The sequence below is a fragment of the Shewanella dokdonensis genome, assembly GCF_018394335.1.
GTDB lineage: Bacteria > Pseudomonadota > Gammaproteobacteria > Enterobacterales > Shewanellaceae > Shewanella > Shewanella dokdonensis.
In genome coordinates this window covers 1,337,598-1,354,384 of record NZ_CP074572.1, presented here as the reverse complement: position 1 = coordinate 1,354,384, position 16,787 = coordinate 1,337,598, and the positions used below count along the sequence as shown (strand labels likewise).

The window sequence follows — 16,787 nt, the reverse complement described above, 5'->3', positions numbered from 1 at the left end:
TTGCCAAACTGAAGCGCAGCTTGACAGGTAGCGGTCAGCACTTGCAGTATCGCCGAAAACACTGATCTTGGATTTTGCCAGCGGAGGAATCACCATGAAGTTTACCCTGATTGCAGGTTTAACGCTTATGTATAGCAGTCTGGTGATCGCTGCTGATACGCCGCCGGATGAAGCCGCACTGGATAGTGGCAACTGCGCCCGTATCGATCAGCTATGGCAACAGGATGGTAAAACCGGTATCGGCCCGCTGTATCTGGGCATGGCGGCCACAGAAGCGGAGCAGAATGGTCATCTGCTATATGACAAAACCGCCAGCAACAGTTGTGCGGCGTATAGTGCCCGCTTTGTGCAGGATGACGGGGTGATTTTTGTGATGCTCGATAGTAGCCGACAGATCATCAGCTTAGGCACCGAAGCCGGTGATGAACAATGCGATGTTAACAGCCAGGCGGCGCAGGCGCGGACGATTTTCCCGCAGATGCATTATCTGCCGCCAGCAAACGCCATGGCCGCCGATGAAGCGCTTGATCCTGCCCCCATTATCGTATCGGTGACGACCCCAACGTCGCGAGGCTGGTATTGAAGAATAACGCTATCCAGTTGGATAACGGGCAGTGCAGTAACTGAGATGATGAGACAGAAAAGGCGCTATTAAGCGCCTTTTTTAACACGATTGAGCCTCAGTCTACCAAGCCATAGCGACTCTTGAGGATCTCAATAATCTCGGCTTTGGGGTTCGCTGATAGGGTAATGGGTTTGCCAGTGACTTTTTCGGCAACACCAATGTAGGTTTTGGAAACCGCCATCATCGCGTCTAACGGCAAGTCATTATCCCGCGCTAAGGCTTCACGCTCAGGCATGCGCTTTTTGTTCAGCAGAATGTCTGGGTCTGGGAAGTGGTGCAGCAGAAATTGCCGGAAGCCTTCTTTGGAGTTTTCCAGAATTTTGCCTTCTCGGTAGGCCGCACCTTCCCAAATTCGGGAAGAGTCAGGGGTACCGACTTCATCCATGTAGATCAGCTTGGAGTTGCCATTATTATCGGTGACATAGCCAAACTCAAACTTGGTATCAACAAAGATCTGGTCAATGTCGCTCAGTGCTTTGGAGATTACCGCAAAACCTTGTTTCAGCAGTTGCTCGTACAAGGCAATATCTTCAGGTTTTTCAAAACCAAATGCCTGCCAGTTGGCTTCTAGGTCGGCACGGCTGACGTTAACATCGTCCTGCTCTGGCACACCGGGAATGCCTTTCAAAATGCCTTTAGTTGATGGGGTGAGCAGCAACTCTGGCAATTTTTGATCTTTTTGCAGACCTTCTGGCAGGGTGATGCCGCAGAATTGCCGTTCACCTTTTTCGTAAGCGCGCCACATTGAGCCAGTAATGTACTGACGGATAATCGCTTCAACTTTGATGGGCCGGGCTTTCTGTACAATCCACACCAATGGATGCGGAATATCCAGAATATGACTATCCGCCAGCCCTTGTTGTTTAAACAGGCCGAACCAGTGGTTGGAGATGGCATTCAAGGCTGCGCCTTTGCCGGGGATCCCCTGCAACCCACCTTCACCATGAAAAATACAGTCGAAGGCAGAGATACGGTCGCTGATCACCATGATTGCCAGCGGCGTGTCGGCCGGTACTGGATAACCTTGTTCTTGGATTAACCGGGCACTGTCAGCCTCAGTTAACCAGTAAACACTACGGACTTTGCCACTATGCACCGGCTTGTCGGTACGGATAGGCAGGTCGTTATTAACGGCTAAAACGGAATCAGCAAGACCCATGACAGGAGTTCCTTTGATGATAGGGGTTGAGGTTTAGCCCGGCAGATATGGTGGTAATTATGGCCAGGCAGACACGGAGCGACAGCCGATATGGCATCAATGACATGCAGTGACCAAGCGATGGGAGCTGTTCCACTGGCAAACCGACCCGTGACAAAAGATGGCTTATTCTACCGCAGCCACGGTGATTTGCCACGGGTGACTTTTGTTGCAGATCACAACACAGCGTTCGCTGTTGCAAACATCTACAGCGCAACGCCATTCACGGTGGAGGTCACTCAGTCGCGGATTTGGCCCGCGCCGTTTACCAGATATTTCTCGGTGGTCAGTGATTCCAGCCCCATCGGCCCATAAGCATGCAGTTTGGTGGTGGCGATACCGATTTCGGCACCGAGTCCCAGCTCCGCCCCATCGCTGAAGCGGGAAGAGGCGTTAACCATCACCACCGAGGCATCGACCGCTTGTTGAAATTGCGCCGCGGCTTGCAGATCTTCGGTGCAGATCACTTCGGTGTGATGGCTACCGAAACGGGCGATATGATTCATGGCGCCATCGAGCGAATCCACCTGGCGGATAGCAATCTCCAGACCGAGATATTCTGCACCGAACTGCTCATCGGTAAGCACGGTTGGCTGTGCAAAATAAGCCGCAGAAGCCGCATCGCAATTGATCTTAACCCCTTTATCTTTCAAGGCTTGTGCAGCAATTGGCAGCCATACTGGCGCAATCTCTTTATGCACCAGTAATCCTTCCAGTGCGTTACACACACCGGTGCGCTGGGTTTTGCCATTGAGCAGCAAGTTCAGGGCTTTCTCCACATCGGCCGCACGGTCAACATATAGGTGGCAAACCCCTTTAAAATGCTGGATCACCGGAATTTTGCTGTTGTCGGTGACAAAGTTAATCAGCCCCTCACCGCCGCGAGGAATGACTAAATCGATGGTTTGTCGCTGTTGCAGTAATTCCAGCATTAACGCGCGGTCTGGATCGGGCACCACGGTAATCAGGGCTTCTGGCAGATTAAATAGCCGGAGCACCTGTTGCAGCACTGCGGCGATCGCCAGACTGGAGCCCAGAGCCTCTTTGCCGCCACGCAGGATCACCGCATTGCCGGATTTAAAACATAGCGCCCCGGCATCTGCCGTGACGTTGGGTCGTGCCTCATAAATCATACAAACCACGCCTAACGGCACCCGTAATTTGCTGACTTTGATGCCATTGGGGCGGGTGCCCAGTTCGCGCCTTAGCCCCACCGGGTCGGCAAGCTTGACTATGGTATCTATGCCATCGGCCATGGCGTTGATCCGCGCAGGCGTGAGTGTTAGTCGATCAAGCATCGCCTCGCTTAAACCGTTGGCTTTGGCCGCGTCTAAGTCTTTCAGGTTTGCTGCCAGAATCACCTCTTGATTGGCTCTAAGGGCGCTGCTCATGGCTTGCAACACTTGGTTTTTGCTGTCACTGTCCAGTATTGCCAATTGGCGTGAGGCGTTACGGGCGGCTTGCGCTAATTCCGTTATCAGACTCATGATTTTTCCTCCATCGGGTTGGCCTTTGGGGAAAGCAGGGCGATATCCTGTGGCGCAATAAGGTTGCGCTCGTGGGTAAAGCTGTCCATCAGCTTGGAATCATCCTGCTTGGCGATAAATTTCAATAATCGGCTGCTGTAGTTACTCCGGGCTTTTGCCAGCCGCGTGCCGTCATCGCTACGCAGTAAAATGGTGTCACCTTCTGAAAAATTGCCTTTAACATCTAGCACTTCGTCACTGGACAGGTTGGCGCAGTCCTCGGCGGAGTGTACTTCATCGGTGGCCGCAATAATGACTTCGCCCTGAGCACGTACCGTGTGAGTAAACCAGTGCAAGCGTTCTAGCATAGGTTTGTCGGAACCGCGGAACAGGGTGCCGGGATTCTTGCCTGCCAGCAGATCATTGAAGCTGGCTTCTTTGAACCCATTGACAATATAAGTATCTATACCGTGGGAAACGGCTTTTTCTGCCGCTTGGATCTTCGTCAGCATCCCGCCAGTGCCCACATCGCTGTGACTGCCGCCGGCCATGGCGTAGATGCTGCCATCAATTTTTGTCACCTCAGGAAGCAACTTGGCATCGGCGTTAAGATGCGGGTTTTTATCGTAAAGACCATCAATGTCGGAGCAGATCACCAAACTGCGAGCATCAGCCGCAGCGGCTACCATGGCTGACAGATTGTCGTTATCGCCCACTTTTAGGGCATCGGTGGTGACGGTATCGTTTTCATTAACAATGGGCAAAATATCGTGTTCCAGCAGGGTGCTGATGGTGTCGCGAATACTCAGGTAACGTTCGCGATCCCTAAGATCACCGTGGGTCAACAAAATCTGTGCTGTCGGGAAATCGAAGAATTTGTCCCAGGTCGCCATCATCTCCGTTTGCCCTGCGGCGGCCATGGCTTTTTCAGTGCCAACAGTGCTTCTGGGCTGGTGCTGTTGTCCCGAGCTCGCAGCGGAAAACGGTGCGCCCCGGCGGCGATAGAGCCGGAAGATACCAAGATGACCTGCAACCCTTTGGTGCGGCAGCGCACAATAAACTGGGCAATCGCCAGCAGGTAACGAGAACTACAGCCCTGTCGATCGGGTGCGATCAGGGCACTGCCGACTTTGAGCACGATACGTTGTTTGCTTTTAGCGTTCATAACGTCCTTGAATTGTCTGGCTGAAGTTAAGTGTTGGGCAGCGGTTCACTGCCCGGATGAAAGTGATAGAACTAACTGAGCTCCTGCAATTTCTCATTCGTCGCGTGAAAGGTTTTTTGCACCGCTTTAGAAGGGTCTTTACCGAAATGGCTCACCAGAATGATAGTGGCGGAACTGACTAAGAAGCCTGGCACTATTTCATAGATCACGCTGGAAAGGGTTTTACCGTCCGGTAAAACCGGTGCATAAATCCACACCAGTACAGTCACGGCGCCAGCGACAATGCTGGACACTGCCGCCGTGTGGTTCATCTTGTGCCAGAACAGGCTGAACAGCACTAACGGCCCGAACGCAGCGCCGAAACCTGCCCAGGCGTTGCTTACCAGATCCAAAATGCTGCTAGAGCGATCCATTGCTAGCAGGGTAGCAACGGCGGCTACCGCAAATACCCCAAAGCGGCCGATGTTAACCAGTTTTTTCTCGTCAATATCTTGATGGAATAGGGCGCGATACACATCTTCGGTCAGGGAGCTGGACGACACTAGCAACTGGCTGGAAATGGTACTCATGACTGCCGCCAAAATAGCGGCCAGCAGGAAGCCGGTGATCAGCGGGTGGAACAAAATCTGCGAAAATACGATAAAAATGGTTTCTGGGTCTTTTAGCTCTAGCCCAAATTTATGCACATAAGCGACACCTACCAGCCCAGTTGCCAACGCCCCAATAATGGTGACCAGCATCCAGCCCATACCTATGTTGCGAGCAAGTTTGATGTCTTTTACCGAACGGATCGCCATAAAGCGCACTATGATATGCGGCTGGCCGAAATAGCCGAGTCCCCATGCCAGACTCGAAACGATAGTCAGCAAACTGATGTGGCTCATAGAATCGGAGAGCGAAGCGATGGTGCTGCGGGCATTGAGCAACATATCTTGGGTGCTATCAAACTGTTCGTAGGCCACATAAGGCACCAGTACCAGTGCGACAAACATGATACAACCCTGGACAAAGTCGGTCATACTCACCGCGAGAAAGCCGCCCAACAAGGTATAAGCCACCACGACGCCGACAGTGACCAGCAGCCCTACTTGGTAATTCAGATGGAAGGCAGTTTCAAACAATTTGCCACCCGCCACCAAACCGGAAGAGGTATACAGGGTGAAAAACAGAATGATAACGGCGGCCGAAACCATCCGCACCGCACCGTTGTTCAAACCGAAACGCTTGCTGAAAAAGTCCGGTAAGGTGAGGGCATCATCGGCTTCTACGGTATAAACCCGCAAACGTGGGGCGACCAATAAATAGTTAAATAACGCGCCAATCAGCAGTCCTAGCGCTATCCAGATAGTATTGAATCCCTGCACAAACATTGCGCCGGGTAAGCCCATCAACATCCAGCCGCTCATATCGGAAGCGCCTGCCGACAGCGCGGTTACCTGAGGGCTGACTTTACGTCCTCCAAGAATGTAGCCAGAAATATCATCCGTGGAGTTGCGATAGGCAAACAGGCCTATCGCTAACATGACCAAAAAGTAGATGGCCAAAGCAATATAGGTTGAATTATCCATTGAGTGAATGCCTGTGTTTATTTGCCAATAGCTTGGTTGAATTTTTGTTTGCACATGGGGAAAAGGTAGGTCGCCAGTACCAGCCAGAAACAGCAGAGCTGTAGCAGGTAACGCGCATGTTCTTTCAGACTGATGTGGTGATGACTGTCAGCCTCCTGGGAGTTGTTGGCATTCATCGAAAGTTCTCCTTGTGTTACTGCGGTTTAACAACCGTGACGGAAAACTATTTGAGTACTAACCAAATAATTAATTAGTGTTCAAATAATTTTTATGAGGGCGCTATTATTCAATATCTGACAGTAATTATCAACTTTACCACATAGGTAGACGTTGGTTTTAATGCGGTTAACTTAATATAATTAATTGAAATTAAATATTTTAATTGATAATTAAAAGGTTTTGTTACATCGCAGTAAATACCAGGGTTATGGGACCAAAGAGCATAGTTCACCGTTACTTTTTGGTGAATAAATGCACAAAAAATTATTTTGAATTAAAAATAAATTTGGTGATTTTATCAGCGAATTTGTAAGAGTTGCCGCAGATCACAGTGTCATTAAAAATTCATTTTAATATATGTTTTTACGTATATATTAATATCCATATATGAAGGCGTCTCCGCTTTGAATTTGCTGGTGGCGTATTGCTCTATGGTGGAACTTTCAATGGAACCAAGCGTATTTTTCAAAGCGATGGCGGATGACACCCGTTTGTGTTGTTTGTTGCTGATCCAGCAACAGGGCGAGCTATGTGTATGTGAGCTGACAGCGGCGTTAGCACAGAGCCAACCCAAAGTATCTAGGCATCTGGCACAACTGCGTAATCAGGGGATCTTGCAGGATCGTCGTCAAGGTCAATGGGTGTTTTATCGCTTTGATGAGGCTCTGCCCAGTTGGTGCCGACAAGTCCTGGTGGCGACCTTGCAAGACAATCAAGCCATGCTGGCAGCACCAATTGAACGACTGCATGCGATGCACTGGCGCCCAGAACGTTGCTGCGCTGCGGCCGCTTGTGGTGATTGATTGTGTCCTAACCGTTATTGCTGCATGAGGTACTCAAATGTTCGCCATTTTCACTGCGTTAGCGGATTGGCTGGTTTACGGGGTATTGTCGCTGGCGCCTCAAAGCCGTCTGGGCGAAGCGCTGCATTTTTGTGGAAGACACCAGCAAGATTTTTGTGCTGTTGCTGTTGATGATTTATGTGATTGCCCTGTTACGGGCATCGCTCAATGTTGAAAAAGTTCGAGATTATCTCGCCGGTAAAAACCGCCTGACAGGTTATCTGTTCGGTTCCGCCTTTGGCGCGGTGACCCCTTTCTGTTCCTGTTCCAGTATTCCGGCATTTCTTGGTTTTACCTCGGCAGGTATTCCGGTGGGGATCACCATGGCGTTTCTCATCACCTCACCACTTATCAATGAAGTCGCGGTGTTGTTATTAGTGGGATTGCTGGGGTGGCAGTTCACGCTGATCTACGTGTTAGTGGGCATGTTGGTGGGCGTGGCTGCCGGGGCTTTTCTGGATGCGATTCATGCAGAACGCTGGTTACAGTCGTTCGCTGCTAAAGCGTTACAGCGTGGGCAACAGCAACAAGTTAGCTGCTGCGGTACGCCGCAAACACCACAGCAATTGAGCTGGCAAGCACGCCACGATTTTGCGGCGGCGGAAACCAAAGAGATTGTCGGCCGGGTTTGGAAATGGGTGTTCATCGGGGTTGGACTCGGTGCCGCGTTACACGGTTTTGTGCCTGACGGCTGGGTGGCAAACCATTTAGGTCAGGGGCAATGGTGGTCAGTACCGCTGGCGGTGTTCATCGGGGTGCCGCTGTATTCCAACGTGACGGGCATTGTGCCAGTGATGGAAAGCCTGCTGCAAAACGGTTTACCGATTGGCACCACGTTGGCGTTTTGTATGGCAACGGTTGCCGCCAGTTTCCCAGAATTTGTGTTGTTGAAACAGGTGATGCAGTGGCGTTTGTTAGCCAGTGTTTTTGGCATTTTACTGCTGGCATTCACCTTGATCGGTTGGTTATTTAATCTGCTAGGTCCGCTGCTTTAAGGAGCAAAATATGAAAAAGATCATTGTGTTAGGAAGTGGTTGTACTAAATGTGTCAAAACCGCAGAGCTGATTGCTGAAGTGGTGAAAGAACAAGGTGTTGCTGCTACCGTCAGCAAAGAAACCAACCCAGAAGTGATCATGGGTTACGGTGTGATGAGCACCCCGGCCGTGGTCATCGATGAACAGGTAGTGCACAGCGGTTCTATGCCACAGAAAGCACAGATTGAAGCTTGGTTGGCCAAATAAGGACGAGGATATCCGATGACGATCCGTGTAGGCATCAATGGCTTTGGCCGTATTGGTCGACTGGTATTACGTGCTGCCTGGGAATGGCCAGAACTGGAGTTTGTGCAGATCAACGATCCGGCTGGTAGTGCTGCCACCCTGGCGCATTTGCTGGAGTTTGATTCGGTGCACGGTCGCTGGCGGCGACAGATTAGCGCCAACGGCGAACAGTTACAGATTGATGGTAAAGTGATTGCGGTGAGCGCCAACAAGGCCATTGCCGATGGCGACTGGTCCGGCTGCGATGTGGTGATTGAAGCTTCTGGCAAAATGCGCAGTAAGGCGCTGCTGCAAGCTTATTTGCAACAAGGGGTGAAACGGGTCGTGGTTACTGCACCCGTCAAAGAGGAAGGTGTACTCAATGTGGTGATGGGGGTGAACCAGCAGTTATTTGATCCGGCATTGCACCCCATTGTCACGGCTGCTTCCTGTACCACTAACTGTCTGGCACCGGTAGTGAAAGTGATCCACGAAAAACTGGGGATCCGCCATGGCTCAATGACCACCATTCATGATTTAACCAATACCCAGACGATTCTTGATGCGCCGCATAAAGACTTGCGCCGTGCCCGTGCGTGTGGTGAGAGTCTGATCCCGACCACTACTGGCAGCGCCACGGCGATTACCCATATCTTCCCGGAACTCAAGGGCAAGCTGAATGGTCATGCGGTGAGGATCCCGCTAGCCAACGCCTCGTTGACCGATTGTGTGTTTGAACTGCAACGGCCAACGACTGAAGCTGAGGTGAATCGGTTACTGCGTGAAGCTGCGGACGGCGAACTGAAAGGCATTCTCGGTTATGAAGAACGGCCGTTGGTGTCAGTGGACTATCGTACCGATCCACGCTCCAGCATCATTGATGCCTTGTCGACTATGGTGATCAACGGTACCCAGTTGAAGTTGTATTGCTGGTACGACAATGAATGGGGCTATGCCAATCGTACCGCCGAACTGGCAGTGCTGGTCGGTCAGGCCGACAGTGGAGTCGCTCATTAATGGCTTCCGTGAGTCCGGCGCTGCGGCAGTATTTGATTATTACCGGTAATTATTGGGCGTTCACGCTGACAGATGGCGCACTACGCATGCTGGTAGTGCTGTATTTCAATGACTTGGGGTACAGCGCGCTGTCGATTGCCATGTTATTTCTGTTTTATGAGTTTTTTGGCGTTGTCACTAATCTGCTGGGAGGCTGGCTCGGTGCCAGAATCGGCCTCAATCGCACCATGAACCTAGGTCTTGGCATACAGATTATCGCGCTGGCGATGTTGCTGGTGCCAACGGCCTGGTTGACGGTGCCGTGGGTGATGGCGGCGCAGGCCATGTCTGGAATTGCCAAAGATCTCAATAAAATGAGTGCCAAGAGTGCGGTGAAAACGCTGGTCAGCGGCAATGATACGCAAGGTCGCTTGTACCGTTATGTGGCGTTACTGACCGGCTCGAAAAATACTCTGAAAGGTGTAGGTTTTTCCTCGGCGGCGCGCTACTGACGCTATTAGGTTTTGAAGGCGCAGTGCTGCTGATGGCACTGGGATTGCTGGTTGTCTGGCAGTTGTCACTGCTCCTCTTGCGTCAGGATTTAGGCAAGGCTAAAAATAAACCGAAATTTCGCGATATTTTTTCCAAAAGCCGCGCGGTGAATATCTTGTCTGCGGCGCGTTTATGTTTATTTGCTTCCCGCGATGTGTGGTTTGTGGTGGCCGTGCCCGTGTATTTAAGTGTGCATCTGGGCTGGGATAACTGGCTGGTGGGTTCCTTTCTCGCCAGTTGGGTAATGGCATATGGCATAGTGCAGGCACTGGCACCTATGCTTACCAGCGCGATGAAAGACGCTGCGGCAGTGCCTGGTCGTAGTGCCGCGGTAGGCTGGGTGGCATTACTCATGATGTTACCGGCAGGTATTGCCTTGGCGTTGCAGACCGGGACCGACCCTCATTGGTGGTTACTGGGCGGTTTGTGGCTGTTTGGGGCGGTGTTTGCGGTGAATTCCTCGTTGCACAGTTTTCTGATTGTGCACTATGCCAGTGAAGATGGGGTGTCGCTGGATGTCGGTTTTTACTATATGGCGAATGCCGCTGGGCGCTTGCTGGGCACAGTGCTTTCAGGCTTGTTGTATCAGCAATATGGGTTGAATGCCTGTTTGTGGTTCAGTAGTGGCTTGTTATTACTCACGTTTGCTATCTCGTTTGCCTTGCCAAAACAGTAAAAATGCCAGATGAAACAGGCTTTTTCTTGTAATAGCGCGTAGGATTAACTTAAAGGATAGCTGGCGGAGATGGCTTATGACTATGACGCTGCAATGCTTGGGAGCCACAGGAGAAGTAACGGGTTCCTGTCACCTACTGGAACTGAATGGTGCGCAGCTATTGCTGGATTGCGGTTTAATCCAGGGCGGTAAAAAAGACGAGCTGCGTAACCACGAACCTTTCGCATTTGACCCACATACTATTACGGCGGTGGTGCTCAGCCACGCGCACATTGACCATTCTGGTCGTCTGCCCTTATTGATGAAACGCGGTTATGACGGCCCCATTTATACTCAAAAAGCGACTGCGGAGCTATGTGCTTTTATGCTGCGCGATGCGGCATCGTTGCAACAGCGCCAGCTCGAAAGGGAAAATGAAAAGCGCTTAAAACAGGATCTGCCGCCATTGGTGCCGCTGTTTGATGAGCAAGATGTCGATATGGTCTTGCAGCATTTTGTACCACTGGAATACGGCGTACGTTTTGAACCTGTCCCCGGTATCAGCGTGTGCTTGAGTGATGCCGGACATATTCTTGGTTCAGCGATATTGGAGCTGTGGCTGGACGATGGTACCTGTCAGAAAAAACTGGTGTTCAGTGGCGATCTCGGGCGCGCCGGCATGCCAATTTTACGCGATCCTACCTTAATCGATGACGCGGATCTGGTGTTGATGGAAAGCACTTATGGCGACCGTTGTCACCGGAGTTGGCAGGCCACAATCGATGAGTTGAAGGCTATTTTTGCCAAGGCGCTCAGTGAAAGTCGCGGCAATATTCTAATCCCGGCCTTTTCAGTCGGGCGCGCGCAGGAGTTGCTGTACCTCTTCCACCTTTATGCTAAAGAGTGGGATCTCAGCCGTTGGCAAATCTGCCTCGACAGCCCCATGGCCATTGAGGCCACGAAAGTATATGTGCGTAATTATCCCTTGATGGATGAAGATTTCCGCCATTTTGTGCAGTTCAATCCTGGTAATCATCCATTACTCAGTAAGGTGCAGTTTATCCAGAGCACCGAAGAATCCAAGGCATTGAACCATATTCATCAGGGGCTGATTATCATTGCTGGCAGCGGCATGTGTAACGGTGGTCGCATTCGCAGCCATCTGGCACATAACCTGTTCCGTTCTGAGTGTGACATTATCATCTGTGGCTTCCAGGCGCGGGGAACTCCCGGGCGTTTGTTAGTCGATGGTGCCACTGAGTTAACTGTGCATGGTGAAAGTGTGCCAGTAAATGCGTTGATCCATACGGTTGGTGGATTGTCAGCCCATGCCGATCAGCAGGAGTTATTACGCTGGTATCGCCATTTCAACAATGCTCCGCCACTCTTACTGGTGCACGGCGAACCAACCGCACAGGAAACGCTGCAACAGGTATTGCGTGAGGAAGGCAATGCCGAGGTAGTCATTGTTAATCTGGCTGACAAGATGGATTTGACACAGTTGCCCCATTTAGCTTGGCTGAATTGAGGCGCAGCTTAGGTAAAATCTAAGACTCTGCGCGGATAGCGCTTGGCGATAGCCTAGTGTTTCGGCAAAATATAGCGGTTCGGCACAGTCGCTGTTCGCGAATCCTTCCCTGCAGTTGTGTCTCATGCGCGTTCCGGAGTCTTCCTTGTCTGCTAGTGCTGCCCGTTTGGGGCTGATATTTATGTCCACCACGGTCATATTTTGGGGGTAATGCCTATTGCCCTGAAATTGTCTGCGGAGTTTATCGATCCTGTTACCCTGACGTGGTTCCGCTTTGGTGTCGCATTTGTGGTTACGCTATTGCAGCAATGGTTGCTTGGTGGTTTGCAACAGTTTGCCCAGTTACGTCGACGAGATTGGTTGAAACTGGCGCTGGCGGCGCTGTTGCTTATCGGCAACTATGTGAGCTTTGTGTTTGCCTTGAAATATCTGGCCCCGGCACGGTGCAGCTCAATTTTCAGACCTCATCGTTTTTTCTGGCTTTAGGCGGCGTGCTATTTTTTGGTGAGCGTTTTTCGCGGATGCAGTTATTGTGTTTCTCTGCGCTTGCCATTGGCATGTTGTTGTTTTTCAATCCGTTCCTTAGCGGCGCCAGCGGTAGTGGCAAGATACTGATCGGGGTGGCCATTGTGCAGCTATCAGTGATCAGTTGGGTCAGTTATGCCTTGTTGCAGAAGTCATTGGGGCGTCGCTTGTCTCCGGCGAATGTGCTGCTGTTTATCTACGGTTTTGCTTTACCTGTGTTATTGCCTTTCAGTGATATCTCGCAGTTTTACCATATGCATACTGAACAGTGGTGGATTGCGATTTTCTGTGCGGTGAGCACCTTAGTGGCTTATGGCTGCTTTGGGCAGGCAATGAAATATTGGCCAGCCGCGCAAGTGGGCGCGTTGATGGCGCTGACACCCGTATTGAGCTTTGCCGCTACCGATCTGGTGGTGCAGTTAGGCTGGTGGCGTGACAGTTTTGCTGCAACCTCGCTGAATCTGTTATCACAAACGGGTGTGGTACTTATCGTGCTCTCCGTGATGTTGGTGCAATTGTTACCTCACTGGCAGCAACGCCAACGCCGTTGCCAGCAAAACTAACGCATACAAACATCGGCTTACAGAAGATGCCAGCACGGTTGACATTGGTTATTTCCAATTGTTAACCATTCGTTGTAACCTGAGGCTTCATTGTGCCTAGCCTTGGTTTATAAAAAACCTCGTTTGGCATGACATTTATAACAATAACAAAGACATGAGGTTTGGATGGAAGTCATAGTCTCGTTGGTCAATCAAATTAATTCACTGGTTTGGGGTGTGCCCATGCTGGTGATGATCCTCGGCGTAGGATTGTTTCTCTCGGTTGGTCTGAAATTAATGCCCGTGCTGAAGCTAGGTACTGGTTTTAAATTGCTTTGGTCGGGTCGTATTCCTGAAAAAGATGCCGATGTGAAAGGGCAGATCAGTCCCTTTAACGCTTTGATGACTTCGCTGTCAGCCACTATTGGTACCGGTAATATCGCGGGTGTGGCAACCGCCATTGCGGTGGGCGGCCCTGGTGCGTTGTTCTGGATGTGGTGTACCGCTCTGGTTGGTATGGCAACTAAGTTTTCTGAAGCCGTGCTGGCGGTGAAATACCGTGAAGAAGATGAACACGGCAACCATATCGGTGGGCCGATGTACTACATCAAGAATGGTCTGGGCAGTAAATGGACTTGGCTGGGCACTTTATTTGCCTTTTTCGGCGCTTTTGCTGGCTTTGGTATTGGTAATACGGTGCAGGCAAACTCTGTTGCTGACGCATTGTCTGCTAACTTTCACATTGCTCCCTGGATCACCGGGGTGGTGATGATGTTATTAGTCGGGGCAGTATTGATGGGCGGCATCAAACGCATTGCTGATGTTGCCGGCAAACTGGTACCGCTGATGACCATTTTTTACGTGGTGTCTGGCCTAGCGGTATTAGTGGTTTATATCGATGATATTCCTGCGGCGTTTGCGCTGGTGGTCAAAAGTGCTTTTACACCGGTAGCCGCGCAAGGCGGTTTCGCTGGGGCCGCGGTTTGGGCTGCTATCCGTTATGGGGTTGCCAGAGGGGTTTTTCCAACGAAGCCAGGCCTTGGTAGTGCGCCGATTGCGCATGCGGCCGCGCAGACCAATAACCCGGTCACGCAGGGGTTAGTGGCGATGCTCGGTACCTTTATTGATACCCTTGTTGTCTGTTCTATTACCGGCTTGGCCATTGTGGTTTCCGGTGCTTGGAGTTCAGGTGAAAACGGTGCTGCGCTGACATCTTATGCCTTCAGTCACGCCTTCCCTATTGGCAATTATGTGGTGGCGGTAGCCTTGGCCATATTTGCTTTTACCACCATTCTTGGCTGGAGTTTTTACAGCGAGAAATGTGTGCAGTTCTTGTTCGGTGTTAATGCCATCAAGCCGTTTCGTTTGATCTTTACGCTGGTGGTGCCTATTGGGGCGATTGCAAAACTGGAATTTATCTGGCTGCTGGCGGATACCCTCAATGCGATGATGGCATTGCCAAATCTGATCGCCTTGCTGCTGTTGAGCCCAGTAGTATTCCGCTTGACCCGCGAATATTTTACAAAGCAGAAAGCGTTGGCAGCAGAAAAATCAGTGTGAGTATTTATCTCATTAGAAAGGGCAGCGGCAGCTGCCCTTTTAACTTAATCAGCGATCAGTAAGAACCCGTCAGGGTTACGCCAGAATACGCTGAGTACCCCTTCAACATGATGTAAAAGGTTCCTGCACTTGGACGCCTGAAGCTACAACTTTCGGTGTTACCACTTCGATACGGACGACAATCATAGCTGCTACTGGTAGGTTCACTGCCGTATTTCACATACAGATCCACATCACCGCTGCCACCACTGGTAGAGATAGTCACCGTTTGAACTCCAGAAGGTACGGCAAACGTCCAGCGTTGTTCAGAACCGCTGGCACCTGAGATCCCGCTAACCGGTTGTCCGTTGAGCAGCTCACCAGTTGTGGCGGGTGGCGGGGTGGTGGTATTACAGCTTGCATCCACATCTACGCCAGCAAAAGCGGTCTCTACATCGCTGGCACTGTAGCCCAGATCTGTTGCTGCTTGCGACACCCCACACGCGGCATCATCAAAGCCAGAGTTAGCGTTCCAGTATAGCTGGTTGGCCTTTACAAAAACTTCAAAAGCCTTTTGCGTATCCCAGCCGCTGCTTGTTGCCAGCAGATAAAAGGCCCGGTTAAATACGCCGGAGCTATAATGGACATCCAGTCCACTGTAGTAATCGTTGGCACTGTCGATGGATATGCCGTCACGACTCGGCTGATCCATATAGCGCAGTGCACCGCTGCCCTTAAATATCTCGGCTCCGACCATCCAGTCGTTACTGCCTTTCATATAATATTCAGCAGCTTCACCGGCCATATCTGAGAAAGCTTCATTGATACCACCGCTTTCCCCGGAATAGATGAGACTTGAGTTCTGCTCAGTGAAGCCGTGAGATACTTCATGGGCAGAAACATCAAGACTGACCAATGGGTAGAAAGTGGTAGCGCCATCACCGAAAGTCATGCCAGTACCGTCCCAGAAGGCATTTTCATAGCTTCGGCCATAGTGCACACGCATTTCCAGCTTGAATGTCAGCGGTGACGTGTTGAACCAGTCAGAATACATATCAAAGATCACGCCACCGAAATAGTGCGCATCATTTTCGGCAGAGTAGGCGCCATTCACATAATTTTCCGGGTTATCAGGACACGTAAACTGCACTACGGTGCCGCTGCCGTTCGTGCGATTGTTCATATCCAGCGTTGTGACATTGGCGTTATCCATTTGGCAACTGTCATTGACCTGCAAATATCCATAGTCAGTACCGTAGAAGTATTCACCGGTCTTTTCATTGCCACCTGGACCTGTTGCCTGTTGGGCATAAGTCAGCTGTTGCCATTGTTTCAGGGGCTCACCACTGGTGGCATCAATGATGGTAAAAGGTCGGCTAGGTTGTGGCTCTGAAACAAACAAATCCACCAGATAAACCAGATGAGCTTGCTGGCTATCATCCAGCCAGATATAGAGCTTTGCCTGACTGCGTTGGGCACTCTGTAAATGGTTGGCTTTCAGCGCCAAGGCAATCGCTTGTTTGTCATTAAATGCTGGAGTGATATTCGCAACATCAGTATCTAACCCACTGACATATTTACCCGACAGGTTGGAGTAAACCCCCATTGGGCTGACATCAGCCGCCATCGACACACCGTAAACCTCTACGCCTTTATGGAACTGACGCATTCGTGCCTTGGTATGTTTGCCAACCTTGACCTTGTGCTCTTTAAAACTCTGACTGTCAGATAGTCCCAGTGCTTTAGCTGGGCTAACAGACGGCGCTAGCGACTGGGCGGCTGTTGCATCAGGCTTTAGGTGCACAATGGATGCGGCAAGTACAGTGGGGGCGAAGGTGGAGGCAGCTATCATGGCTGCTGTGAGTGTTGTCATTTTCATGTTTAAGGATCCTTCCTTATGGTTGTTGACACTGTTACTTTCTGTAACAGTTATTTATAAATAGTTAATATAGAGTTAAAACTCAATAAATTTATTGTTTAATATTAGTTTTTATTGATTCAAGAAGGTTTGTGACTTGAGAGTAGAGATAAAACCGTCAAAAAAACGCTTTTTGTCAAAATAACAATGTGTTGTGGCGATGGTTAACGGTATGTTTATCAGAAAATT

The 16,787-nt window shown here is 50.6% G+C and carries 11 protein-coding genes and 4 pseudogenes; 9 read left to right on the top strand and 6 right to left on the bottom strand.

Annotation, left to right across the window (positions count from 1 at the left end; genetic code table 11):
- Positions 1–94 precede the first annotated feature (94 nt).
- Entirely contained in the window at positions 95–583 is a 489-nt protein-coding gene (locus KHX94_RS06530) for a hypothetical protein (protein WP_213682819.1), read from the top strand.
- Positions 584–680: 97 nt separating this feature from the next.
- Here KHX94_RS06530 and KHX94_RS06525 read toward each other — a convergent pair whose 3' ends face one another.
- The 5 genes and pseudogenes from KHX94_RS06525 to KHX94_RS06505 all read right to left on the bottom strand — a co-directional run bounded on the left by KHX94_RS06525 (position 681) and on the right by KHX94_RS06505 (position 6,198).
- On the bottom strand, positions 681–1,784 hold the full coding sequence (locus tag KHX94_RS06525) for a phosphoribosylaminoimidazolesuccinocarboxamide synthase (RefSeq protein WP_213682818.1): 1,104 nt from the start codon (positions 1,782–1,784) through the stop codon (positions 681–683).
- Positions 1,785–2,062: 278 nt separating this feature from the next.
- Positions 2,063–3,310, bottom strand: a complete 1,248-nt coding sequence (locus tag KHX94_RS06520) for a glutamate-5-semialdehyde dehydrogenase (RefSeq protein WP_213682817.1) — start codon at positions 3,308–3,310, stop codon at positions 2,063–2,065.
- A pseudogene (proB, locus tag KHX94_RS06515) lies at positions 3,307–4,454 on the bottom strand (glutamate 5-kinase). The gene KHX94_RS06520 and the pseudogene proB overlap by 4 nt, the downstream one beginning before the upstream one ends.
- Before the next feature lie 71 nt (positions 4,455–4,525).
- Complete coding sequence (putP, locus tag KHX94_RS06510; protein WP_213682816.1) at positions 4,526–6,022, bottom strand: sodium/proline symporter PutP; 1,497 nt, start codon at positions 6,020–6,022, stop codon at positions 4,526–4,528.
- Positions 6,023–6,039: 17 nt separating this feature from the next.
- The gene (locus KHX94_RS06505) at positions 6,040–6,198 is read right to left on the bottom strand and encodes a hypothetical protein (RefSeq protein WP_213682815.1); all 159 of its coding nucleotides are present in this window, start codon (positions 6,196–6,198) and stop codon (positions 6,040–6,042) included.
- 489 nt (positions 6,199–6,687) lie between these two features.
- Here KHX94_RS06505 and KHX94_RS06500 point away from each other — a divergent pair, with 489 nt between their 5' ends.
- The 8 genes and pseudogenes from KHX94_RS06500 to KHX94_RS06465 all read left to right on the top strand — a co-directional run bounded on the left by KHX94_RS06500 (position 6,688) and on the right by KHX94_RS06465 (position 14,701).
- Positions 6,688–7,044: a metalloregulator ArsR/SmtB family transcription factor gene (locus tag KHX94_RS06500; RefSeq protein ID WP_213682814.1), complete on the top strand. Its 357-nt coding sequence runs from the start codon at positions 6,688–6,690 to the stop codon at positions 7,042–7,044.
- Positions 7,045–7,081: 37 nt separating this feature from the next.
- Positions 7,082–8,078: pseudogene (locus KHX94_RS06495) on the top strand (permease).
- Positions 8,079–8,088: 10 nt separating this feature from the next.
- A complete protein-coding gene (locus tag KHX94_RS06490; RefSeq protein WP_213682813.1) occupies positions 8,089–8,325 on the top strand; it encodes a thioredoxin family protein in 237 nt (78 codons plus the stop codon).
- Between the two features lie 15 nt (positions 8,326–8,340).
- Complete coding sequence (locus KHX94_RS06485) at positions 8,341–9,360, top strand: ArsJ-associated glyceraldehyde-3-phosphate dehydrogenase (protein WP_213682812.1); 1,020 nt, start codon at positions 8,341–8,343, stop codon at positions 9,358–9,360.
- Positions 9,360–10,567, top strand: a pseudogene (gene arsJ / locus KHX94_RS06480) (organoarsenical effux MFS transporter ArsJ). Before KHX94_RS06485 ends, arsJ begins: the two are co-directional and overlap by 1 nt.
- Before the next feature lie 76 nt (positions 10,568–10,643).
- On the top strand, positions 10,644–12,074 hold the full coding sequence (locus KHX94_RS06475) for an MBL fold metallo-hydrolase RNA specificity domain-containing protein (RefSeq protein WP_213682811.1): 1,431 nt from the start codon (positions 10,644–10,646) through the stop codon (positions 12,072–12,074).
- Between the two features lie 124 nt (positions 12,075–12,198).
- Positions 12,199–13,162: pseudogene (locus KHX94_RS06470) on the top strand (DMT family transporter).
- Between the two features lie 165 nt (positions 13,163–13,327).
- Positions 13,328–14,701 carry an alanine/glycine:cation symporter family protein gene (locus KHX94_RS06465; RefSeq protein ID WP_213682810.1) on the top strand — a complete coding sequence of 458 codons (1,374 nt, stop codon included), beginning with the start codon at positions 13,328–13,330 and terminating at the stop codon, positions 14,699–14,701.
- A 55-nt stretch (positions 14,702–14,756) separates the two neighbouring features.
- On the opposite strand, the gene KHX94_RS06460 is transcribed toward KHX94_RS06465, so the two are convergent.
- Complete coding sequence (locus KHX94_RS06460) at positions 14,757–16,559, bottom strand: M4 family metallopeptidase (protein ID WP_213682809.1); 1,803 nt, start codon at positions 16,557–16,559, stop codon at positions 14,757–14,759.
- Positions 16,560–16,787: the final 228 nt, after the last annotated feature.

Excerpts from the sequence above, each read along its gene's own strand:
- KHX94_RS06525 (WP_213682818.1), bottom strand. The coding sequence starts at position 1,784 with ATGGGTCTTGCTGATTCCGTTTTAGCCGTTAATAACGACCTGCCTATC.
- KHX94_RS06505 (WP_213682815.1), bottom strand. The coding sequence starts at position 6,198 with ATGAATGCCAACAACTCCCAGGAGGCTGACAGTCATCACCACATCAGT.
- KHX94_RS06530 (WP_213682819.1), top strand. The coding sequence starts at position 95 with ATGAAGTTTACCCTGATTGCAGGTTTAACGCTTATGTATAGCAGTCTG.
- KHX94_RS06465 (WP_213682810.1), top strand. The coding sequence starts at position 13,328 with ATGGAAGTCATAGTCTCGTTGGTCAATCAAATTAATTCACTGGTTTGG.
- putP (WP_213682816.1), bottom strand. The coding sequence starts at position 6,022 with ATGGATAATTCAACCTATATTGCTTTGGCCATCTACTTTTTGGTCATG.
- KHX94_RS06520 (WP_213682817.1), bottom strand. The coding sequence starts at position 3,310 with ATGAGTCTGATAACGGAATTAGCGCAAGCCGCCCGTAACGCCTCACGC.
- KHX94_RS06475 (WP_213682811.1), top strand. The coding sequence starts at position 10,644 with ATGACTATGACGCTGCAATGCTTGGGAGCCACAGGAGAAGTAACGGGT.
- KHX94_RS06490 (WP_213682813.1), top strand. The coding sequence starts at position 8,089 with ATGAAAAAGATCATTGTGTTAGGAAGTGGTTGTACTAAATGTGTCAAA.
- KHX94_RS06500 (WP_213682814.1), top strand. The coding sequence starts at position 6,688 with ATGGAACCAAGCGTATTTTTCAAAGCGATGGCGGATGACACCCGTTTG.
- KHX94_RS06485 (WP_213682812.1), top strand. The coding sequence starts at position 8,341 with ATGACGATCCGTGTAGGCATCAATGGCTTTGGCCGTATTGGTCGACTG.
- KHX94_RS06460 (WP_213682809.1), bottom strand. The coding sequence starts at position 16,559 with ATGAAAATGACAACACTCACAGCAGCCATGATAGCTGCCTCCACCTTC.